Raw genomic sequence first — 20,334 nt, forward strand, 5'->3', positions numbered from 1 at the left:
GAAACTATGAGATCAGGAGGGGATATCGTTGGCAAAAACGATTTCGGTCAAAGAGATCGCCAATAAGATCATTCGCGGCGAGGAGCTGTTCATTGTGGACGCTCGCAACCCCGAAGATTTTGCCGATTGGCGGATTGAAGGGAGACATGTCGAGGTCGTCAATATTCCGTATTTTGAAGTGTTGGATGGCATTGAACCATATTTGGACCGTTTGCCAAAAGATAAAAGCAAAACGATTTATGCCGTTTGCGCGAAGGGCGGCTCGTCGGAGTTTGTGGCAGAACAGTTGGAAGCGGCGGGCTATACGGACGTTTATTCGATCGAAGGTGGCATGAAGGCGTGGAGCGAGCATTTGGAACCAGTGAAAATCGGCGAGCTGAAAAGCGGAGGAACGATTTACCAATTCGTCCGCCTCGGCAAAGGGTGTCTCTCGTATCTCGTCGAATCGAACGGCGAGGGGGCGTTGATCGATACGAACCGCATGACTGACGCGTACGTCCGTTTTGCGAACGAACACGGCATTACAATCAAGCATGTGCTCGATACGCACTTGCATGCCGACCATATTTCTGGCGGGCGCAAGTTGGCGGAAGAACTGGGTGCAACGTATTACTTGCCACCGAAAGACGCGGAAGAGGTGACGTTTACCTACACACCGATTCAAGATGGCGACCGCATCCGCGTCGGCCATGTCGTGATTGAAGCGTTGTATTCGCCGGGGCATACGATCGGTAGTACATCGTTTATTGTGGACGATCAATATTTGTTAACGGGTGATATTTTGTTCATCGACTCGATCGGACGCCCGGATCTTGCTGGGAAAGCGCAAGACTGGGTCGGCGATCTGCGGGAGACGCTTTACCGACGTTACAAACAGCTTGCAGATGATCTGATTGTATTGCCGGCGCACTATATGGGGCCGAATGAAATGAATAAGGATGGCAGTGTGGCGGAACGGTTGGGGATTCTTTATGAAAAAAATCATGGTTTAAATATTTCCAGCGATGAAGAATTCCGCCGAACGGTCACGGAGAACTTGCCGCCGCAGCCGAATGCTTACAAGGAAATTCGGCAGACCAACATGGGGAAATTGCATCCGACGGAAGAGGAACAACGGGAGATGGAAATCGGTCCAAACCGTTGCGCCGTTCGGTAGGGAAAAGGAGCCGGCGTTTTCCAATGCCGGCTTTTTTCCTCTCTTTACGAGTATAATGAAATTGAAGTGAGGAATAGGAGGGAAAAGGATGACAGGGCATCGTTTTCATTACGAACATGCTGAACGATTATTGGATCCGAAGCGCAAGGAATGGATCGACCCGCAACAGGCAATTTCGATGTTGTCTGTGAAACCGAATGACACGATCGTGGATCTTGGCTCGGGGAATGGCTATTTTACGATTCCTCTCGCGCAGGCGACAAACGGAAAAGTGTACGCGGTCGATGTGCAGCCCGAGATGATCCAGTTATTAAAAAAACGGGCGCAGCAGTTTGCGATCACCAACATTGAATATCAGGTGGCGGATGTCGCCTCGACCGCCTTGCCTTCCCATTCGGTGGACAAAGGAATCATGGCGTTCGTCTTTCATGAAGTGGAACGAAAAGAAGCCGCCATTGACGAAATTCGCCGCGTGATGAAGCCAAAAGGGCAGTTTCTGTTGATCGAATGGGAAGCGATTGAAAGCGAAATGGGGCCGCCGCTCCATGAGCGGATTCCGTCGGATGAACTGTTTTCCTATGTGAAACAAAAGGCGGGCAACGTGGAACTTGTCCGTTTTCACCCGGCTGTCTATGGTCTTTTGATTCGCTGGGAATAACCAATTGTTGAGGAAAATATTTCTTATTGCCATTATACCGTATAGGGTATATAATGATCGTGCATAGGGTGAATAGAGGGGGTGAACCGTTGATCGTCAGCAGTTTGTTATTCTTTCTCATTCTTTTGGGCGCAGCGTTGTATCGACGCTACTATCCTGTCAAACATATCCCATGCCTTCCGGTAGAAGAGGTGCCGGACGGCTTGCTTCTTGTCGACTTGCGCGATTATAATGAAAGCAATGGTTCTATATTTGGCCAAGCGTTGCATATTCCGGTGGCGTATTTGAAACGGCATGTTCGGCATATCCCGCGAAAGCCGCTTCATATCATTGCCCAGGATGCCATCGAAAAAAACGTCGGCATCCGGCTGTTGCGCTGTTATGGCTATGAGGTGAAAAGCTATTCGATCACGGCTTGTGATTGTCAAGAAAGGGGGCGAACGAGCCGATGGAATATAATAAAGAGATCAAAAACCGCTTAAAACGGATTGAAGGACAAATTAAAGGCGTCCTTGGCATGATGGAACAAGGGAAAGACTGCAAGAGCGTCGTTTCCCAACTTTCAGCGGCGCGCAATGCCATTGACCGCGCCATTGCGGTGATCGTCAGCACCAATTTGGAACATTGCCTGCGTGAAAGCATGGAAAAAGGAGAAAGCACAGACAGTCTTGTCAAAGAAGCAGTGGAACTGCTTGTGAAAAGCCGTTAATGCGTTGCTCAACAAAAAGGTGTTGACAACGTTCTTTTTCTTGTAGTAATATACCCATAGGGGTAATTGTAATAAAAATCTGTTGTGAAGGAGGTCATCATTCATGAACGTAGCGAAAGTATTGGATGCGAAAGGATTGGCTTGCCCGATGCCGGTGGTGAGAGCCAAAAAAGCGATGGACGAGTTGCAGTCGGGAGAAGTGCTGGAAGTGCAAACGACCGATAAAGGGGCGAAAAACGATTTGCCGGCATGGGCGAAAACAAGCGGCCATACGGTCATTGAGATGAAAGAGGAAAACGGTGTGTTGACGTTCTGGATTCAAAAAGGATAATTTTTTAGGTTTTAATATACCCATATATGTATATTTAGAGAGGAGGCAGCCAGATGACACAGCCGAAGAAAAAGACGACGATCATTTTGTTCAGCGGCGACTATGACAAGGCGATGGCGGCTTACATCATCGCCAACGGCGCCGCTGCCTACGACCATGACGTGACGATCTTTCATACGTTCTGGGGGCTGAACGCCTTGCGGAAAGAGGCGTCGGTTCCAGTGCAAAAAGGGTTTCTTGAAAAGATGTTCGCGAAGATGATGCCGCGCGGCGCGGACCGCATGGGGCTGTCGCGCATGAATTTTGCCGGCATCGGCCCGAAGTTGATTAAAAAGGTGATCAAAAAACATAACGCCATGCCGCTTCCGCAATTGATCGAGATGGCGAAAGAGCAAGGCGTGAAACTCGTCGCTTGCCAAATGACGGTCGATTTGCTTGGGCTGAAGCCGGAGGAATTGATCGACGGCATTGAGTTTGCCGGCGTCGCCGCGTATTTGGCTGATGCGTCGGAAGGGAACGTGAACTTATTTATTTAATAATGAGGGAATGATATGTCGCAAACGATCATCAACATCATCCTGTTTGTTTTGCTTGTTTGGTTTTTAGCCAGCCGCTTCATCCCGCCGAAAGGGGTGCGGATGATCACAACAGCGGAATTGAAACGCCGGTTGAAAGAACCTGGGGTGCAATATATTGATGTGCGCACCCCGATGGAGTTTCAGTCTTACCATCTTCCAGGGTTTCGGAACATCCCGCTGCACGAATTGACAGCACGCGTTCACGAACTATCCAAAGAAAAAGAAGTGATTGTCATTTGCCAAAGCGGGATGCGAAGCCAAAAAGCGAGCAAACTATTAAAGAAAATGGGATTTCAGCACGTAACGAACGTCAAAGGCGGCTTAAACGCCTGGCAGTAGAGGAGGATGATGATGAAAACAATCACACCGAAAGAGGTAGAAGAACGGCTTCGCGCTGGAGAATCACTTCATATCATCGATGTGCGCGAGCCGGATGAAGTCGCTGCAGGCAAAATTCCAGGAGCGGTCAACATTCCGCTCGGCTTGATTGAGTTCCGCATGCATGAATTGGACAAAAATGAAGAATATATTCTTGTCTGCCGTTCCGGCGGACGGAGCGGCCGTGCCGCGGAGTTTCTTGACAGCCGCGGTTACCGCGTAGTCAACATGACAGGCGGCATGCTCGCCTGGGAAGGACCGATCGAATAAACCATCAAGGAGGGAATCTGCCAATGATTAAAGTCGATATGACTGTAGACGCGAAAGGATTGTCCTGCCCGATGCCGATCGTTCGCACGAAAAAAGCCATCAATGAGCTGCAGCCAGGCCAAGTGCTGGAAGTGCAGGCGACGGATAAGGGATCCAAAGCCGATATCAAAGCATGGGCGGAAAGCACAGGGCATCAATATTTAGGAACAATTGAAGAAAATGGGGTTTTGAAACATTATATCCGCAAGTCAGCGGAAAATGAAACACGCAAAGAAACGACATTCCCTCATGTCGTATCGAATGAAGAATTGCAAGAAAAACTTCACGATCCTGATTCGTTTGTCTTGGATGTCCGCGAACCGGCGGAGTATGCGTTTGGCCATATTCCGGGCGCCGTTTCGATTCCGCTTGGGGAGCTCGAGAATCGGATGGCCGAGCTTCCGAAAGACAAAACGATTTACGTCGTGTGCCGCACAGGGACACGGAGCGATTTGGCCGCGCAAAAGCTGGCCGAAAAAGGATTTGACCGTGTGCGCAACGTCATTCCAGGCATGTCGCAATGGAACGGGCCGCTTGATTCCGCTCAATCGTAATGGAGCGGCCTTTTTCAACAATCAAATATACATTAGGGGGTATGGTAATATGGTGAAAGAAATGACCGTGCAACAAATGACGGAAAAGGTGTTAAACAAAGAATCGCTGTTCATCTTGGACGTCCGCAACGAAAGCGATTTTCGCGATTGGAAAATCGAAGGGGAAAACTTTGACTATTTGAACGTGCCGTATTTTGAATTGATTGATGGGGTTGACTCGATTGTCGACCGTCTTCCGAAAGACAAAGACATCGTCGTGGTGTGCGCGAAGGGCGGATCGGCGGCGTTTGTCGCCGAACAGCTGACGGAAGCCGGGTTTGACAACGTTTATACGCTCGCTGGCGGGATGCAGGCGTGGAGTGAGCATCTCCATCAAGCCAAAGTATACGAAGATGATCAGTTGAAAATTTACCAATTCATCCGCGTCGGCAAAGGATGCCTGTCGTATATGGTCATCTCCGGAAGTGAAGCGCTTGTCGTCGATCCGTTGCGGTTTATCGATGTGTACGAACAAGCCGCCCAACAAGAAGGGGTAAAGATCACGCATATCGTGGACTCGCACTTGCATGCCGACCATCTTTCCGGCGGCAAGGCGCTGGCCGAACGAACCGGAGCAACGTACTACTTGATGAAAAGCGAGGGAGCGGTGTTTGATTTCGAGCCGCTCGAGCAACATGAAACGATCGACTTCGAAAACGTTCATTTGGAAGTGTTGGCAGTGAAAACACCGGGGCATACGCCAGGCAGTGTCTCGTTCTTTGTCAACGGCAAATGGCTGTTCTCGGGTGACACGATCTTTGTCGGCGGTCTCGGGCGGCCGGACCTCGGCGGCAAGGTGGCGGAATGGGCGGCAGATTTGTATGACACCGTGTACGAAAAAGTCGCGGCCATGGCGGATGATGTGATCGTCTTGCCGGCTCACTACGCGAGCTTAGATGAAGAAATCAACGCGGAGGGGTATGTCGGCGATACGTTAGGCCGCATCCGCGCCCGCAATGAGATGATGCAAAACAAACCAAAAGACGAATTTATCGATCTTGTCATCCAAAGCGCCAATACCGAAACCCCGCCGAACTTTGAAGACATTGTCGCCATCAACCGCGGGCTCAAAACCGTTGATATTGAAACAGAGCGGGAGCTTGAAATCGGCCCAAACCGCTGCGCACTGCATCATGCCCATGCCTAAAGAAGCGGCACAGATTGGCAGGGGACGGGGGCGTGCCTCGTCCCTTTTGAAAACAAAAGGGAGGGATGGTCGATGGATGTTTCGCTCGCGTTTCTCATTGTCATCTTTTTAATCGGTTTTGTCGGTTCGTTTATTTCTGGGATGGTGGGGATCGGCGGGTCGATTATTAAATATCCAATGCTTCTGTATCTTCCGCCGTTGTTTGGGCTGGCGGCGTTCAGCGCCCATGAAGTGTCGGGGATCAGTGCGGTGCAAGTGTTTTTCGCCACGATCGGCGGCGTGTGGGCGTATCGAAAAAGCGGTTACTTGAATAAATCGCTCATTTTGTATATGGGGATAAGCATTTTGGTCGGCAGTTTTGTCGGCGGCTATGGCTCGAAGCTGATGAGCGAGGGAACGATTAACGTCGTTTACGGCATCTTGGCGGCATTGGCGGCCATCATGATGTTTGTGCCGAAAAAAGGGATCGATGACATTCCGCTTGACCAAGTGACGTTCAACAAAGGGGTGGCGGCTGCTTTGGCGTTTCTGATCGGCGTCGGGTCCGGCATCGTCGGGGCGGCGGGGGCGTTTTTGCTTGTGCCGGTCATGCTCGTTGTCCTGAAAATCCCGACGCGAATGACGATCGCCACGTCTTTGGCCATTACGTTCATTTCCTCCATTGGCTCTACGTTCGGGAAAATCGCCACCGGCCAAGTCGATTACATCCCGGCGCTCATCATGGTCGTCGCGAGCTTGCTTGCCTCTCCGCTAGGGGCGAAAGCGGGGCAAAAAATGAACACGAAAGTGCTGCAAGTCATCCTTGCCGTGTTGATTTTGGCGACAACGGTGAAAATTTGGGTGGATATTTTATGATCGAAGCGCTTGAAAGGCGACGGGTCACGGGAAAAGACATGTGAACGCTGGAACTGATCATGTGTCGCCGTCCGTTTTCTGCGTGATGGTGAGCGATCGATTTGGGCATGCTAAACAACGGGAAAACATAACGAAGGGAAGAATGAGCGATGTTCCATTACACGGTTGACGTGTCAACGGGCATGAACGAAACGATCGAGCGTTTGGAAGAAAGCTTGAAACAAGAAGGATTTGGCGTGCTCTGGCAGTTTAGCGTAACCGAGAAGCTGCAAGAAAAAGGGCTTGATTTTTCCACGCCGATGGTCATTTTAGAAGTGTGCAACCCGCAAGAAGCGGCTCGGGTGCTAAACGAAAACCTCTTGGTTGGCTACTTTTTGCCGTGCAAACTCGTCGTCTATCAAGAAAACGGCACAACGAAAATCGGCATGCCGAAACCGACGATGCTCGTTGGCATGATGAACGATCCTGCTTTGAAGGAAATCGCGGCCGACATTGAGAAGCGGCTGGCCGCTTGCCTCGACCGCTGCCGCTGATGGGCAACGAAAAAAGGTGTCCCACATGACGGGGCACCTTTTGGTTGTGCGCACATACACGGAAACGCGGGTTTGCAGAAAGAAAAGCGCTCTTTTCCCTTCTCCGCCGCTTCTTGATCGATGATCCAAAAGGAGAATCACATAGGGGGCTGATTGTTGCAAAGCCAATCCTTTCTACAAATTCCCTTGCCCCGCCGCTTTTTTTGTTTTTGCCCGTTTTTTGGCTGAGCGCGGTTGTTTCTCTGTTTCCAGCTCGCGATGCACAATCCGGTCGGGATCCAACCCATTGCCAAGCGTGCCGTACACATGGCCTTGCTTCGGCTCGATGAGCTCATGTTGCTCGTAGTAGACGCGCGGCGTTTTCCAAAGGGCGGCCAACGCTTTTCCCATCGGCATTTCGTGGTAGCGGTCGGGCCACATTTGTTTGATGTATGTTTTCACGAGCGGATAGTACTTCGAACTCATCGCTGGAAAGAGATGATGTTCGGTATGGTGCGAAAAGTTGAAGTGAAGGATATCCACCCACTTTGGCACCGTGACGGACAAGCTGTTGGCCAACGGATCGTTGACCGGCACTAACGGATTGAGACGGTGGTTTGTTGAGATATAGCTCATGACGATCGTGTTGGCGACGAGCAGCGGAAGCAAAAAGGCGAAAAACCATTTTTCCCAGCCGACAAGCCATAACAGCCCGAGCCATGTCGTCCAAGGCAAGAAAAATTGAAACAGGACAACCGCGCGGTTCTTCCGGCGAAAGTCTTTGAAAAAGTAAAACAGCATCCGGATCGAGTGAAGGGTAAACATCACGGACAACGAGCTAAAAGCGAAAGAAGCGCGAATCGGAAACGGGATGCGGTATACCCAAGAGAGCAGGCGGCTTTTCGCTAATTTCTCCATGCTTGGCCACGCGTCCGGGTCTTTTTCTTCATGTTGGGTATGCACATGGTGGCTGGCGTTATGCCATTTTCTCCACAACTTCGGACCGGTGCAAAGCGGCCAAAAGGCGATCGCTCCGAGAAGATCGCGCAGCCATGGCGTTTTGACGACTGTGCCGTGCAAAATTTCATGTCCTAAAAATCCTAACGCGGCAAAACTGAAACCAAGCACAACAGAGATGAGGAGGTTCCATACCGGGTGAAGATGAAAAAGCGATACAGCGAGGATGCCGGCGATGACGAGCCCTACATAAGCCAGACCTCCAAACAAGCGGGACTTCACAGGTTGAAACGCTTTTTTCGGCAAATGCGGGGCAATTTTCGCCGCGTACCAACCGAACGGGTGAAAATCATTCATTCAGTGATCTCCTTTCAAACTACTCTCCGTTTGACAAGCAGCGGCGAAGCCATTCACACACTCTTGGTCGCAACGAAGACCTTATTTTTTAATGAGGTGATCCCAAAAGCTGTCCTCTATGCCGAAATGATGTGGAGGGGCGAGAAAAGCTCTTGGTCATTATGAGAACTATCATAACATCTTTTGGATCGTCCTGTCTATAGGCTTGATGGAAAAATACCAAATTTGGGCATGATGGCAATGCTTCCAGAAGAACAGGCTAGACGCTTGAGCAGGCGGCTGGCTAAAACATCATGATCAATGTCCCGATGGTAATGAGCAACACCCCGATCACCACTTTCGCGGACAGTGGTTCGCCGAGAAACATAGCCGCAAACAAAATCGTCAGCACCAAGCTCGATTTGTCAATGGCTGATACGCGCGAGACATCGCCGATTTGGATCGCTTTGTAGAAACAAAGCCATGACAATCCGGTCGCCGCTCCGGATAAGCATAAAAACCACCAGCTTTTCGTCGAAATGGCTTTTAGGCCGTGATGAGCCCCTGTCATCCAGACGATCATCCATGCGAGCACGAGCACGACGGCGGTGCGAATGGCGGTCGCTAGATGGGAGTTCACGTTCTCAATGCCGATTTTCGCCAGCACCGATGTCAGCGCCGCAAACACCGCCGCCAGCAAAGCATAAACGATCCACATGCATATCCCTTCGCTTTCATTGAGAATTTTTCTCATCTATTATACTACGAAAAGAGGGAAGATTTCATCATGTTTCCGTTGATCTGTTATAATAGAGGACAAGACAAGCCAATGAGAAAGGAAGAAGAGAATGATTTATCAACTCAAAGTGCAATTGAAGCATACACGCCCTCCCATTTGGCGCCGGTTGCTTGTACCGGGGGAGATGACGTTCGCCGAGCTGCATCGCGTGTTGCAGGCAGCGTTCGGCTGGATGGACCAGCACTTGCATACGTTTTATATAACGAAGGTCGGCGGAACGGCGCGGCTGCGCATTGAAATCGGCAACGAAGCAGCCGGGTGGGACGGCGCCGATTATGATGAGCGGGAGGAAACGATCGGGCAATGGTTTGTCGAAGAAGGTGACCGCGCCCAATACGTATATGATTTTGGAGATATGTGGGAGCATGACATCGTTTTGGAAAAGATCGTCGATCCAGTTCCCGACGCGTTGTATCCGTGCTGTATCAAGGCCGTGCGAGTGGGTTTGAAAGAGGACAGCTGGGGAGAAGTGCAAGCCATAGAGGAAGAGATGAGCACAGCGGAGCTGACGGCGAACGTGAATGTGGCGCTCGCCCCGTTTCAACGAAAAGTGGTGAAGGAAGAAGGTGAGGCGAAAAAAACGAAACGAGCCGCAAGCAAAGGCAAAGTCGAAGAAGTGGAACAGGATGTATGGAAAACGCTGTTCGATCAAGCGCTCGCCTACAGGGACTTGGCCCCGTGGACATGGATGGACGATGATCAAATTTTTGCCGTGGTGACTCCTGATGGGGAATCGTTGTATTGTACGGTGATCGGGGCGCTTGGCCAGGAGTACGGCCTTGTCATTTACATGGGTGAGGAAGGGTATGCATGCTTGCAAGATATTTTATCTGGAACGTTGCATCCAAAAGACGCTGTGTTTAAAGAACGCGCATTGCTTGTGTCGTTGGCGCCTCGAAACCACCTAGAAAGAGACGACAAAGCGCTGTTGCGGAAGCATCACATTCCGGTGAGCGGAAAACAGCTGTTGCCGATGTTCCGCAGTTTTGTTCCTGGATATTATCCATGGTTTCTTTCGGAAGAGGAAGCGGCATGGGCGGCTATGGCATTGGAACAAGCGGTCGTTGTCGCCGAGCGGCTGCGCGATGGCGAGCTGTTCCTAGCTTCGTCCGCTCGCGGCAACCGATTGTTTGCCCGGATCGCCGAACGGAGAGAGGATGGGCTTCATTGGCGCGACGGCTGGGTGCCTCCCCCGAATGCAAAGAAAAAGGAAACATCCGCGCTTGACATCGGCACGGACGAGTTGGCAAAGGCCAAGACGCTCGAGCGAGCCCCACTGTTCGTGGAGTTTTCGGTCGCTTATGTGAACAGGCCGATCCAGGAACGGCGCTGGGAGCGCCCGTATTTTCCGTTGCTGGCGTTGGCCGCCGATGCGGCGAGCGGCGTCATTTTGCATCATCAGGTGTTTCGCGGCCAGACGGATGCGAAGACGCTGCAACAAAGTTTTCTCGCATTTGCCCGCGCGCTCGGGTGTGTGCCGAGCCATGTGCGCGTCACGAAGGAACACGGACCGTTGCTGGCGCCGCTTTTGCGCGAGTTGGGTGTGAATATGAGCACAGGCCCAACCCCTCGTTCCGATGAAGTGAGGGAATTGTTTGAACAGTTTGCGATCTAAGAAGAAGCCGACAGTGATGCCGAACAGGAGAAAGAGATGCAGAACAGGAGATGATGGGGGCAGGCGCTGGGGTACGGAGTGAAAAGCGCGGGAATTTCCGGCTTTCCACTAGCCCGCTGCTTCTGCCAGGACTCCGTTTTTCTAGGAGCGCTTTGCACGACGCAGAAAGAGGGATGAACATGTTGATTGCACTTGATATGGACGGAACGCTATTAAACGGAGAAGGCAAAATCAGTGAGCGCAATCGAAAGGCGATGATGGCCGCGCAAAAGGAAGGCCATATCGTCGCCGTCATCACCGGGCGGGCGCGCAAAGACGCGCTCGCCCCGCTTCGTGAGGCGGGGATTGTCTGTCCGATTGCCAGTCTGAACGGGGCAATTGTGACGCTTGAGGACGGCACGGTCGTCAGCGAGGCGCCGCTCGAGCGGGAAATCGTCCGTCCGACGCTTGAGTGGGTGCGCGAACAGTCGGATTTGTATTGCGAGACGTACACGGGCGATGCGGTCTATGTCGGCTTGCACAACCGCGCCCAATGGGAAGCGCTCGCTTCCGAGATGGCCGATGCGGCCCCGGATGTGAAATGGCTGGTGAACAAGCAGTTCCAGCAAGCGCGGGTGACGTATGTCGACGACATCCGCACGGTGTGGGACGATCCACAGAGGGTGATGTATAAGCTGCTTATTTTCGCCCTTGACCGCGAGCGGTTGCGTGATGCGGCCTCCCGTTTCGCGGCGCTCCCCCGCGTCACGGTCACTTCGTCGCACCCGCACAACATTGAGATGAACAACGTACGGGCGACAAAAGGCGAGGCGCTCAAGCAGCTCGCCGCCCATTACGGCATCGACTTGTGCGATACAGTCGCCTTTGGCGACAGCCATAACGATTTGTCAATGTTCGAGGTCGCGGGCTGCCGCGTCGCCATGGCCAACGCCGCGCCGGAGTTGAAAGAAATGTGCGACGTCATCACCCTCTCCCATGAAGAAGACGGGGTGGCGGCGGGGCTTGAGCGGGTGCTTGCGAAACGGGTGTAGCAACACCCGTTTTTTATTCATTTGTCTGCCGCTTGCTGAAAAAATGTAGTATAGTCATCTCATATACTACAAAGAAAGGGGAGAACGATGACGAACGATCGCATCAAAGACATGATCGGAACACTGCGGGTGCCGGTGTACACAGCGGCGGTGGTGCTGTATGTCCTCGCGCAGTTTGTGGCGGCGCCCATTCACTATGTCATGGGAGCCGCGGCGCTGTTGGCATTCGTCGTGTCAGCGTTTTACGCCCACGGGGTGTATATGGTGTCGGGAGTTCTGTTTTTTGGGCTTGGCGTTGGGTTGTTTCTGTTCTATGGCGATGCGTGGCCGACGTTTGTCCTTCATTTTGAACGGGTGTTGGGATTATTGGCGCTGTTTTTTGTGCTGCCGTTTATGAATACGCTCATTCGCGTCGGACGGTATGACCATAGTTTAAGTGAATGGCTTAAGCGGAACGCCGAGAGCGTTTCTTCGTTATACCGCCGCAGTTTCAGTGTCTGCCATTTGCTTGGATTGTTTTTAAACATTGCTACGATTCCGCTTCTTGTCCGTTCGTTGCGCGCCGCGCTGCAAAATTTGGACGGACGGGAGGCCGAGTCGTTTTATGTTCGGAATTTGTTGCGGGCGTATGCGCTTTGTTTGACGTGGAGTCCGATGGAAGTGATGATCAGCACGACGATTGACTTTACCGGCGTGCGTTATGATCAAGTGGCACTGTTTTTGTTGCTGCTGGCCTTTACGATGGCGATGGTCGATTGGGGAATGGCCGCTGTTTCGTACCGTTGCATCCCGTTGGAAAACGGCGTGGAAACGAATGGGAAAATGGCTGTTTCGGTTGGGAAAAAGGCAGCCCAGCTGCTGTTGGTGCTCGTCGTGTTTACCGTGCTCGTTTCCTTGTTGCAACATTGGCTTGGCAAAGGGTTTTTGTTTTCTGTCGTCTTATTGCTTGTCCCGTTTTGCTTCGGGTGGGCGCTGCTCGCGCGCCGGGTGAAACGGTACGCGACGGTGGCGTTCCACCATTGGAGAGAACGGACAGAAGGATTGGCGAACTACTTTTTCATGTTTTTAGGGGCTGGATTGTTTGTCGAGATGCTGGCCCGATCCCCTCTGCTTGCCGTACTTGAGGGCTGGTTCCGCGTCGGGGCGGAGCATTCCGTCTGGCTGTATGCGATGATTGCCGTTTATTTTTTCACGACGTCGCTTGTCGGATTTCACCCGCTGGTGAGCTTGACGCTGCTCATGCCGCTGCTTGAGCCGGTGCGGCTGCTTGTTCCGGCTGTGCCGTTGTCGATCGTGCTCATTTGCTGCAGTTTGGCGACAGTGATGTATAGCCCGTACAATATTTCTGTTTCCTTGCTGGCTGAGGAGCTTGGGGATAACCCGTACCGGATCGGCAAACGGAATGTCCCGTTCGCTCTCGGCTATATGACAGCGGGAATCGGCATCTCCTGTTTAGCGGAAAGAATATTTTTTGGTTGACAGCGTTTTCAGTAGAAAGGTATAATGAGATTGAATCAATCGAATTTTTTGATAAGTGAGGCTTTATTTTAGATCGATCTAATAAAACCGGTGATGTCAAGGCAGGGTGTTGGGGGATCATCGGCTTATTGAGGGAATAGAAAGAGAGATGGTCTGCTCTGTAGATCTTTTTTAGATCGATCTAATTACCTTTCGTTCTTTGTTTTAGATCGATCTAATCATCTCTTGTTCTTTTAGATCGATCTACAAAGAGCGGCGAAGGAGGACAGACTTAAGATGAAGCAACGAAGTGCGCTCGATATGTACGCCGATGGAGGGGCGTGGTGGGAGACGTCGATCAGCGACGTCCGCAAAAATGAAATTCTCATTCGCGGATATCCGATTGAAGAATTAATCGGCAATGTGTCGTACACGCAAATGCTGTACCTCTTATTATGCGGCGAGATATTGAGCGAGAAAAAGGCGAAGTTATGGGAGAGCGTCCTTGTCGCCGGGGCGGATCACGGCCCGCGCGCCCCGTCGATTGCGGCGGCCCGCATGGCGGCGACATGCGGCATTTCGTTCAACTCGTGCGTGGCAACCGGCATCAACGTGCTTGGCGATGTGCACGGGGGAGCGGTGGAGAAAGCGATGGCGCTGTTTTACGAGACGAACGAGCAAATCGAGGCTCGCGGCGGGGAAGGCGCCATGGCCGATGTGATCCGTGAGCAGTTTGAACAGTTTCTCCGTGAAGGACGGAAGCTGCCGGGATTTGGCCATCAGCTTCATGATGACGACCCGCGTGTCAGACGGCTGTATGCGCTGGCGGGCGAGCTTGTGGAAGAAGGGGAGATCAGTGGACGGTATTTAGCGATCGCGGAAGCGTATCGTTCCCATTTGGAGAAAACGAAAGGGAAACGGATGACGATGAACATCGACGGGGTGGCGGCCGCGATCCAGTGCGAGCTCGGTGTGCCGGCGGCGGCGGCGAAAGGTGTGTTCGCCCTGTCGCGGGGGATGGGCATTGTCGCCCATGCGTTTGAAGAGTGGCAAAACGGCGTGCTGATCAAAGGACCGTGCCCGAACCGGAGCGATTTAGTCCGCTACACCGGACCGGAGAAACGTCATTTCGAAGAGTAGGTGATGAATGTGAGAAAAGCACAGCTGTATATTAACGGGACATGGGTGGAAGAACCGCGTGCGGCGGAGCCGGTGAAAAACCCGTATACCGGGGAAGTGATCGGCGAACAGCAGCTCGCGACGCCGGATGATGTTGAAAGGGCGTTGGCATCTGCGTTTGCGGCGAAAAAAGACATCGCGAGAATTCCGGCCTATGAGCGGGCGCGCATTTTAAAAAAGGCATCGATGCTGCTTGAGGAGCGGAAAGAAATGTTTGCCCGCTATATTTCGGAAGAGCTCGGCAAACCGCTCAAAAATACGTTGGATGAAGTGTCCCGCTCCATCGAAACGCTCGAGCAGTCGGCCGAAGAAGCAAAACGGCTGTTTGGGGAAACGATTCCGGGCGACGCCTCGGCGCGCGGGGTGAAGGCGGTGGCGGTGACGTTTCGCGTGCCGGTCGGCGTCGTGGCGGCGATTACGCCGTTCAACGCCCCGCTCAATTTGATTTGCCATAAAGTCGGACCCGCGTTTGCGGCGGGCAACACCGTTGTGTTAAAACCGGCGCCGCAGACGCCGCTGATTGCGGCGGAGCTGTTGAAGTTGCTGCTAGAGGCCGGGCTTCCACCGCGCGCCATCAACATGGTGCTTGGCGGTGCCGAGAAGGCCGGTGAAAAAGTACACCCTGAGGCAGGAATTTAGGGGGCTTGTGTCGAAAAAGGAAGAAAAATCGTTGGAATGGAGCGTGAGCGGATCATGAAAGCTCCCAAAAACCCTTCGACTCAGCCTCGGCTGTTTCAAGTCATCGACATGGAGGACCTGATTCCCCCACATCATATCCTGCGCCAAATCAACGAAGCGGTTGACTTTTCCGTCATTCACGATTGGGTGGCTCCCCTGTACACGGAAAAAACGGGTCGCCCGGCGGCGGATCCGGAACGGCTGCTTCGCCTGATGCTGCTCTCGTATTTGTTCGACCACTCCGAGCGGGAGTTGTATGAGATCCTCCCCATGCATGCCGGATACTTGTGGTTTTGCGGTATCGACTTTGAATCCGTGCTCCATCCGGATCCTCATCACCCCACACTGCCGGATCGAACGACGCTCGTCAAAACACGGAAACGCTGGCGCCAACACGGAATCTTTGATCGGCTGATGACCTACGTGGTGGATCAGTGCATCGCGGCGGGTCTGGTCTCGCCGGATGTGCATGCGGCGGCCGATGGCACCCAAGTGCGGGCGAATGCTTCGATCCACAGCTTGCGGGAAGTCAAGCTCGCTCCGGTGGAAACGTTGGAAGACTACCTCGCCCGCACTGCCCAGGAAGATGAACAGACCGAGTCACGGGATCCGGATGACGCCCCGCCCTCTCCGTCTCCCCCCATCAGGGGAGTGCGTCCATGCCGAAGAACGAGGAAACTTCCGTGGAACCAGGTTTTCCAACCAAACCCATCGAAGCGTGACGGATCCGGATGCCCGGTTGTACAAGAAAGGCAAAGGACAGGAAGCGTATCCTCGGTATCTGGTGCACGACGTCATCGATGTCCAGTCGCGCGTGATTTTGTCCAGACGGGCCAGCCTCGCCACCGGAACGGCGGAACGGGAGACGAGTTTGGAGCAGCTGGCTTCGATTCGGTTTCGCCACCCGTCGATCACGATTCGGACCTTGTCCGCGGACAAAGCGTATGGCACCACGGAGTATTTGAAAGCGCTCTTCATCCAAGGCATCACGCCGCTCGTGTCGCTGCGCCGCAAGGAGATGGAGGAGATTCCAACCTGGAAGCGCCGGGCGAAGGATCCCGCTCAGGAAGCACAACGCCAGGCGAAAGTCCGAGACGTTCAGATTCGCAACCAAGCGAGGCTCATTCAGCAACAGGGCGGTTATCGATCGATTCAAGCCCTTCGCACGCGTTGTGAGCATGTGTTCGCCGAAGGGAAGGAATGTCATGGGCTGGACCGGGCCCGAAGCCGGGGCCTTTACGCCATGGAAGAACAGGCGCTGTTGACCGCCGTCGTGCAAAATCTGAAGCGATTGTGCCGGTTTCGAAAAAAACAAGGGGGGACCGGCTCTTTGGCGTGCGCAAAAACGGAATTGGGAGCAGGAAGTCCTGCTCGTCTTCCCATCCTTTGGCGCCAAATGGCGGGGAGAATGGCCTCCAAAATTCGACATGAGGGAAGTCTATGCCCCATTAATTCACCGGCCTTCGAGGTTGGGCAGCAAATCGTGAAAGACGATCGCGTCAACGTCATTTCGTTTACCGGCGGCGTGGTGGCGAGCCGCAACATTTGCGCGTTGGCCGGCATGAAAAAAGTGCTGCTTGAGCTAGGCGGCAATGCGGCGACGATCGTCCATGAAGACGCCGATTTGAAACGGGCGGCCGCGCTTTGCGCGAAAACCGGCTATAGCAACTCCGGGCAAAGCTGCATTTCCGTCCAGCGCATTTACGTGCATGAGTCGGTCGTTAAACCGTTCACCGACTTGCTTAAACGGGAAGTCGAGGCGTTGAAAGTCGGCGATCCACTGTTGCCGGATACGGATGTCGGCTGCATGGTTGATGAACGGGCGGCAGACCGGGTGATGAGCTGGATTGATGAAGCCATCGCTTCCGGCGCGACGCTTGTGTGCGGCGGAAAACGGCGCGGGGCGACGGTCGAGCCGACGGTGCTCTTCAACCCGCCGAAGCGAAGCAAAGTCGTTTGTGAAGAAGTGTTCGGCCCGGTCGTCAGCGTCATCCCGTACCGGACGATTGACGAAGCGATTGCAGAGACGAACGATTCTGCCTTTGGCCTGCAAGCTGGGCTGTTTACGAACCGGATGGACATCGTCTATCAAGTGGCGGAGGCGCTTGATGTCGGCGGGGTTGTCATTAACGGCACCTCGAATTTCCGGTTGGATCATTGGCCGTACGGCGGTGTGAAAAACAGCGGCATCGGCCGCGAAGGCCCGCGTTATGCGATCGAAGAAATGACGGAAATGAAGATGATTGTATGGCAGTTTCCACAGTGATGATGGGTGGTGGCAACATGTTAGCGCTTTATGTGGCGAAGCCGAATGAATTAGAGTTGCGGCGCCTCGATGCCGTCCGTTCTCCTCGAGGGGATGAGGTGAAAATCAAGCTCATCTATGGGGGTATTTGCGGATCGGATCTTGGGGTGTTGAAAGGAAAACTTCCGCACGCGAACTATCCCGTTCGCGCTGGGCATGAGCTCGTCGGCGTCATCAGCGAGAAAGGCGAACAAGCCGCCTATGACATCGGGATGCGGGTCGTTGTGCTGCCGAACACGTATTGCGGCGCGTGCGACTTGTGCCAAAAAGGGCTGACGAACATTTGCCGGCATAAAAAATCGCTTGGCATCAACATCGACGGTGGGTTTTCGCATGAATTCGTCATCTCGTCCAAGTACGTGCTTCCCGTTCCTGATGATCTTTCCGATGAAAAGGCAGTGCTCGTTGAGCCGTTTGCCGTCGTTGTGCACGCATTGCAGAAAGTAAACATCGAACGGGGAATGAGCGTTGCCGTCATTGGCTGCGGCAATGAAGGAATGATGGCGGCCGTCCTCGCCCGCCATTTAGGAGCGGAAGTGACGGCGGTCGATGTGAATCCGTTAAAACTAGAGACGGTGAAAGCGATGGCGGACATCCGCACGCTTGCGCCTGATGCGCTGTCGGGTGAAACGTTTGATGTTGTCATCGAGGCGGCCGGTGCGCGCGAAGCGGTCGAACAGGCGGCGGAGCTTGTCGCTCCAGGGGGGCATCTTGTGTTGATCGGTCTGGCGAATGAAGCGACATTCCCGGTGGTGCGTCTTGTCCGCAACGAAGTGACCGTGCATGGCTCCATCATCTACCGCTTCCCGGATGACTATTTGCAAGCGATTCATTATTTGCGGACGATGCCGCATCCGATCGAACGGGTCATTTCCCGCATTTTTCCGGTCCGCGACTATCAGCGGGCGTATGAGCTGGCGTCATCCGGCAATGCGGGCAAAGTCGTGTTACGTTTCAAGGAGGAGGAAGAGCGATGAAAAAACCAGTAGCCGAACAGTTGGTCCGGTATTTGGAAGACCGCGGTGTTACGCATATTTTTGGGCTTTGCGGCCATACGAACATCGCAGTGTTGGCGGCTTTGGAGCATAGTTCAATCAAGTTCGTCAACGTCCGCCACGAACAAATTGCCGCTCATATGGCCGACGGCTATGCGCGGGCGAAAAAGGAAACGGCTGTCGTCCTCTGCCACGTTGGTCCAGGGCTGACGAATGCGGCGACCGGGGTGGCGAACGCGGCGCTTGATTCCATTCCGATGGTCGTCATCGCCGGCGATGTGCCGAGCCATTATTACGGGAAGCATCCGCACCAGGAGATCAACTTGCACGCCGATGCGTCGCAATATGAAATTTACCGCCCGTTTGTGAAGCGGGCATGGCGGGTCGACCGGCCGGATTTGTTCCCTGAAATTTTGGAAAAAGCGTTCCAGTTGGCGGAGAGCGGCCGCCCGGGGCCGGTGCTTGTCTCCGTGCCGATGGACATTTTCTCCAAAGAAGTGGATGTGGCGCTGTTTGAAAAGCAAAAGCGGCATACAAAAACGCTGCATAAGCCGTCGATTGACGATGAAACCGCGAAACACATCATTGAGAAGCTGATGCAGGCGGAACGCCCGCTTGTGTACGTCGGCGGCGGCATTATGCTGGCGGATGCGGCGGAAGAACTGAAAACGTTTGTGGAACACTTCGACCTCCCGGTTGCGCACACGCTGATGGGCAAAGGGGCGCTGCCGGATGACCATCCGCTGACACTGGGCATGAGCGGATTTTGGGGGACGAAATTTGTCAATGATATGTGCCGAAACGCCGATGTCATTTTGGCATTGGGAACGAGATTTTCCGAAGCTGATTGCAGCTCATGGGAGCCGGAGTACACGTTCAACATTCCGGAAACGAAGCTCATTCATATTGACATCGACCCGAACGAAATCGGGCGCAACTATCCAACGGAACTCGGCATCGTCGCCGATGTCAAGCAAGCGCTTACCGTGTTGAACCGCGTGGCGAAACAAACCGTGCCGCAAGGGCGGACGGACGAGGCGCTGAAAGAACGCATCGCTAACTATAAGGAGGAATTCCGGCGGCAAAACGCGCCGCACATTCAAGACGACAGCTATCCGATGCGTCCGGAACGCATTTTGCATGAGGTGCGGGAAGTGCTGCCGAAAGATGCGATCATCACGACCGATGTCGGCTGGAACAAAAACGGGGTCGGCCAACAGTTCCCAGCGTATGGTGCAGGAACGATTTTGACGCCAGGCGGTTATGCGACGATGGGCTTTGGCGCTCCGGCCGCGCTTGGAGCGAAAATCGCCTGCCCGGACCGCGTCGTCGTGTCGCTCGTTGGAGATGGTGGATTTGGCCAAAACCCGGCGGTGTTGGCGACAGCCGCCGAGGAAAATATCGCCGTTGTTTGGGTCATTATGAACAACTACGCCTTTGGCACGATCGCCGGGCTCGAGAAAGCGCATTTTGGCACGACGCACGGGACGGTTTTCCAAAAGGACGGTAAGCCGTATTCGCCGGATTATGCAGCCATTGCCCGGGCATACGGCGTTGAAGGGGTGAAAATTCGCTCGGCGGAAGAGTTTAAACCGGCGCTCGAACGGGCCATTCAGGCGAACAAACCGTTTGTCATCGATGTGGAAATGATCAACGTCCCGACGCCGACGTCCGGCCACTGGAATATTATGGACATCTATTCCCCAGGCAAACGTGTTCACCATGTTGCGGTGGAGCGGTAAGAAGAAACCTTCA

At 53.4% G+C, this 20,334-nt stretch carries 20 protein-coding genes and 3 pseudogenes; 21 read left to right on the forward strand and 2 right to left on the reverse strand.

Going from position 1 to position 20,334, the window contains the following annotated elements:
• Window positions 1-28: 28 nt before the first annotated feature.
• The 12 genes from GC56T3_RS07680 (at window position 29) to GC56T3_RS07735 (ending at window position 7,247) form a co-directional block, all read left to right on the forward strand.
• On the forward strand, window positions 29-1,156 hold the full coding sequence (locus GC56T3_RS07680) for an MBL fold metallo-hydrolase (protein WP_013145012.1): 1,128 nt from the start codon (window positions 29-31) through the stop codon (window positions 1,154-1,156).
• 88 nt (window positions 1,157-1,244) lie between these two features.
• Window positions 1,245-1,814 (forward strand): class I SAM-dependent methyltransferase, encoded by a 570-nt coding sequence (locus GC56T3_RS07685; protein WP_013145013.1) that lies wholly within the window; start codon window positions 1,245-1,247, stop codon window positions 1,812-1,814.
• 89 nt (window positions 1,815-1,903) lie between these two features.
• On the forward strand, window positions 1,904-2,296 hold the full coding sequence (locus GC56T3_RS07690) for a rhodanese (protein WP_013145014.1): 393 nt from the start codon (window positions 1,904-1,906) through the stop codon (window positions 2,294-2,296).
• Window positions 2,263-2,523 (forward strand): metal-sensitive transcriptional regulator, encoded by a 261-nt coding sequence (locus GC56T3_RS07695; RefSeq protein WP_013145015.1) that lies wholly within the window; start codon window positions 2,263-2,265, stop codon window positions 2,521-2,523. Before GC56T3_RS07690 ends, GC56T3_RS07695 begins: the two co-directional genes overlap by 34 nt.
• A gap of 103 nt (window positions 2,524-2,626) precedes the next feature.
• Window positions 2,627-2,854, forward strand: coding sequence for a sulfurtransferase TusA family protein (locus GC56T3_RS07700; RefSeq protein ID WP_013145016.1), 228 nt, complete (start codon window positions 2,627-2,629; stop codon window positions 2,852-2,854).
• A 53-nt stretch (window positions 2,855-2,907) separates the two neighbouring features.
• Entirely contained in the window at window positions 2,908-3,390 is a 483-nt protein-coding gene (locus GC56T3_RS07705) for a DsrE/DsrF/DrsH-like family protein (RefSeq protein WP_013145017.1), read from the forward strand.
• Window positions 3,391-3,405: 15 nt separating this feature from the next.
• Complete coding sequence (locus GC56T3_RS07710; protein ID WP_013145018.1) at window positions 3,406-3,771, forward strand: rhodanese-like domain-containing protein; 366 nt, start codon at window positions 3,406-3,408, stop codon at window positions 3,769-3,771.
• A gap of 12 nt (window positions 3,772-3,783) precedes the next feature.
• Window positions 3,784-4,080: a rhodanese-like domain-containing protein gene (locus GC56T3_RS07715; protein ID WP_013145019.1), complete on the forward strand. Its 297-nt coding sequence runs from the start codon at window positions 3,784-3,786 to the stop codon at window positions 4,078-4,080.
• Between the two features lie 23 nt (window positions 4,081-4,103).
• On the forward strand, window positions 4,104-4,673 hold the full coding sequence (locus GC56T3_RS07720; RefSeq protein ID WP_013145020.1) for a sulfurtransferase TusA family protein: 570 nt from the start codon (window positions 4,104-4,106) through the stop codon (window positions 4,671-4,673).
• A 49-nt stretch (window positions 4,674-4,722) separates the two neighbouring features.
• A complete protein-coding gene (locus GC56T3_RS07725) occupies window positions 4,723-5,859 on the forward strand; it encodes an MBL fold metallo-hydrolase (RefSeq protein ID WP_013145021.1) in 1,137 nt (378 codons plus the stop codon).
• Between the two features lie 72 nt (window positions 5,860-5,931).
• Window positions 5,932-6,714 carry a sulfite exporter TauE/SafE family protein gene (locus GC56T3_RS07730; RefSeq protein WP_013145022.1) on the forward strand — a complete coding sequence of 261 codons (783 nt, stop codon included), beginning with the start codon at window positions 5,932-5,934 and terminating at the stop codon, window positions 6,712-6,714.
• A 149-nt stretch (window positions 6,715-6,863) separates the two neighbouring features.
• A complete protein-coding gene (locus tag GC56T3_RS07735) occupies window positions 6,864-7,247 on the forward strand; it encodes a DUF302 domain-containing protein (protein WP_013145023.1) in 384 nt (127 codons plus the stop codon).
• A gap of 174 nt (window positions 7,248-7,421) precedes the next feature.
• Here GC56T3_RS07735 and GC56T3_RS07740 read toward each other — a convergent pair whose 3' ends face one another.
• Both GC56T3_RS07740 and GC56T3_RS07745 read right to left on the reverse strand, forming a co-directional pair.
• Window positions 7,422-8,540 carry an acyl-CoA desaturase gene (locus GC56T3_RS07740; RefSeq protein WP_013145024.1) on the reverse strand — a complete coding sequence of 373 codons (1,119 nt, stop codon included), beginning with the start codon at window positions 8,538-8,540 and terminating at the stop codon, window positions 7,422-7,424.
• 283 nt (window positions 8,541-8,823) lie between these two features.
• The gene (locus tag GC56T3_RS07745) at window positions 8,824-9,237 is read right to left on the reverse strand and encodes an EamA family transporter (RefSeq protein ID WP_013145025.1); all 414 of its coding nucleotides are present in this window, start codon (window positions 9,235-9,237) and stop codon (window positions 8,824-8,826) included.
• Window positions 9,238-9,367: 130 nt separating this feature from the next.
• Between GC56T3_RS07745 and GC56T3_RS07750 the strand changes: the two genes are divergently transcribed.
• The 9 genes and pseudogenes from GC56T3_RS07750 (at window position 9,368) to GC56T3_RS07790 (ending at window position 20,321) form a co-directional block, all read left to right on the forward strand.
• The gene (locus GC56T3_RS07750; protein ID WP_013145026.1) at window positions 9,368-10,933 is read left to right on the forward strand and encodes a plasmid pRiA4b ORF-3 family protein; all 1,566 of its coding nucleotides are present in this window, start codon (window positions 9,368-9,370) and stop codon (window positions 10,931-10,933) included.
• Window positions 10,934-11,112: 179 nt separating this feature from the next.
• Window positions 11,113-11,964 carry a Cof-type HAD-IIB family hydrolase gene (locus GC56T3_RS07755; RefSeq protein ID WP_013145027.1) on the forward strand — a complete coding sequence of 284 codons (852 nt, stop codon included), beginning with the start codon at window positions 11,113-11,115 and terminating at the stop codon, window positions 11,962-11,964.
• Between the two features lie 87 nt (window positions 11,965-12,051).
• The gene (locus GC56T3_RS07760; protein ID WP_013145028.1) at window positions 12,052-13,443 is read left to right on the forward strand and encodes a hypothetical protein; all 1,392 of its coding nucleotides are present in this window, start codon (window positions 12,052-12,054) and stop codon (window positions 13,441-13,443) included.
• A gap of 276 nt (window positions 13,444-13,719) precedes the next feature.
• A complete protein-coding gene (locus GC56T3_RS07765) occupies window positions 13,720-14,562 on the forward strand; it encodes a citryl-CoA lyase (protein ID WP_013145029.1) in 843 nt (280 codons plus the stop codon).
• A 3-nt stretch (window positions 14,563-14,565) separates the two neighbouring features.
• Window positions 14,566-15,219, forward strand: a pseudogene (locus GC56T3_RS07770) (aldehyde dehydrogenase family protein); the annotation flags it as partial.
• Between the two features lie 57 nt (window positions 15,220-15,276).
• A pseudogene (locus GC56T3_RS20145) lies at window positions 15,277-16,741 on the forward strand (transposase); the annotation flags it as partial.
• A 51-nt stretch (window positions 16,742-16,792) separates the two neighbouring features.
• Window positions 16,793-17,545, forward strand: a pseudogene (locus tag GC56T3_RS20150) (aldehyde dehydrogenase family protein); the annotation flags it as partial.
• Window positions 17,546-17,562: 17 nt separating this feature from the next.
• Entirely contained in the window at window positions 17,563-18,561 is a 999-nt protein-coding gene (locus GC56T3_RS07785) for a zinc-binding dehydrogenase (RefSeq protein WP_041468342.1), read from the forward strand.
• Window positions 18,558-20,321, forward strand: a complete 1,764-nt coding sequence (locus GC56T3_RS07790) for a thiamine pyrophosphate-binding protein (RefSeq protein WP_013145031.1) — start codon at window positions 18,558-18,560, stop codon at window positions 20,319-20,321. Before GC56T3_RS07785 ends, GC56T3_RS07790 begins: the two co-directional genes overlap by 4 nt.
• Window positions 20,322-20,334 lie beyond the last annotated feature (13 nt).

It is taken from the genome of Geobacillus sp. C56-T3 (genome assembly GCF_000092445.1).
GTDB lineage: Bacteria > Bacillota > Bacilli > Bacillales > Anoxybacillaceae > Geobacillus > Geobacillus thermoleovorans.

Excerpts from the sequence above, each read along its gene's own strand:
- GC56T3_RS07685 (WP_013145013.1), top strand. The coding sequence starts at position 1,245 with ATGACAGGGCATCGTTTTCATTACGAACATGCTGAACGATTATTGGAT.
- GC56T3_RS07695 (WP_013145015.1), top strand. The coding sequence starts at position 2,263 with ATGGAATATAATAAAGAGATCAAAAACCGCTTAAAACGGATTGAAGGA.
- GC56T3_RS07700 (WP_013145016.1), top strand. The coding sequence starts at position 2,627 with ATGAACGTAGCGAAAGTATTGGATGCGAAAGGATTGGCTTGCCCGATG.
- GC56T3_RS07705 (WP_013145017.1), top strand. The coding sequence starts at position 2,908 with ATGACACAGCCGAAGAAAAAGACGACGATCATTTTGTTCAGCGGCGAC.
- GC56T3_RS07710 (WP_013145018.1), top strand. The coding sequence starts at position 3,406 with ATGTCGCAAACGATCATCAACATCATCCTGTTTGTTTTGCTTGTTTGG.
- GC56T3_RS07715 (WP_013145019.1), top strand. The coding sequence starts at position 3,784 with ATGAAAACAATCACACCGAAAGAGGTAGAAGAACGGCTTCGCGCTGGA.
- GC56T3_RS07720 (WP_013145020.1), top strand. The coding sequence starts at position 4,104 with ATGATTAAAGTCGATATGACTGTAGACGCGAAAGGATTGTCCTGCCCG.
- GC56T3_RS07725 (WP_013145021.1), top strand. The coding sequence starts at position 4,723 with ATGGTGAAAGAAATGACCGTGCAACAAATGACGGAAAAGGTGTTAAAC.
- GC56T3_RS07730 (WP_013145022.1), top strand. The coding sequence starts at position 5,932 with ATGGATGTTTCGCTCGCGTTTCTCATTGTCATCTTTTTAATCGGTTTT.
- GC56T3_RS07735 (WP_013145023.1), top strand. The coding sequence starts at position 6,864 with ATGTTCCATTACACGGTTGACGTGTCAACGGGCATGAACGAAACGATC.
- GC56T3_RS07740 (WP_013145024.1), bottom strand. The coding sequence starts at position 8,540 with ATGAATGATTTTCACCCGTTCGGTTGGTACGCGGCGAAAATTGCCCCG.
- GC56T3_RS07745 (WP_013145025.1), bottom strand. The coding sequence starts at position 9,237 with ATGTGGATCGTTTATGCTTTGCTGGCGGCGGTGTTTGCGGCGCTGACA.
- GC56T3_RS07750 (WP_013145026.1), top strand. The coding sequence starts at position 9,368 with ATGATTTATCAACTCAAAGTGCAATTGAAGCATACACGCCCTCCCATT.
- GC56T3_RS07755 (WP_013145027.1), top strand. The coding sequence starts at position 11,113 with ATGTTGATTGCACTTGATATGGACGGAACGCTATTAAACGGAGAAGGC.
- GC56T3_RS07760 (WP_013145028.1), top strand. The coding sequence starts at position 12,052 with ATGACGAACGATCGCATCAAAGACATGATCGGAACACTGCGGGTGCCG.
- GC56T3_RS07765 (WP_013145029.1), top strand. The coding sequence starts at position 13,720 with ATGAAGCAACGAAGTGCGCTCGATATGTACGCCGATGGAGGGGCGTGG.
- GC56T3_RS07785 (WP_041468342.1), top strand. The coding sequence starts at position 17,563 with ATGTTAGCGCTTTATGTGGCGAAGCCGAATGAATTAGAGTTGCGGCGC.
- GC56T3_RS07790 (WP_013145031.1), top strand. The coding sequence starts at position 18,558 with ATGAAAAAACCAGTAGCCGAACAGTTGGTCCGGTATTTGGAAGACCGC.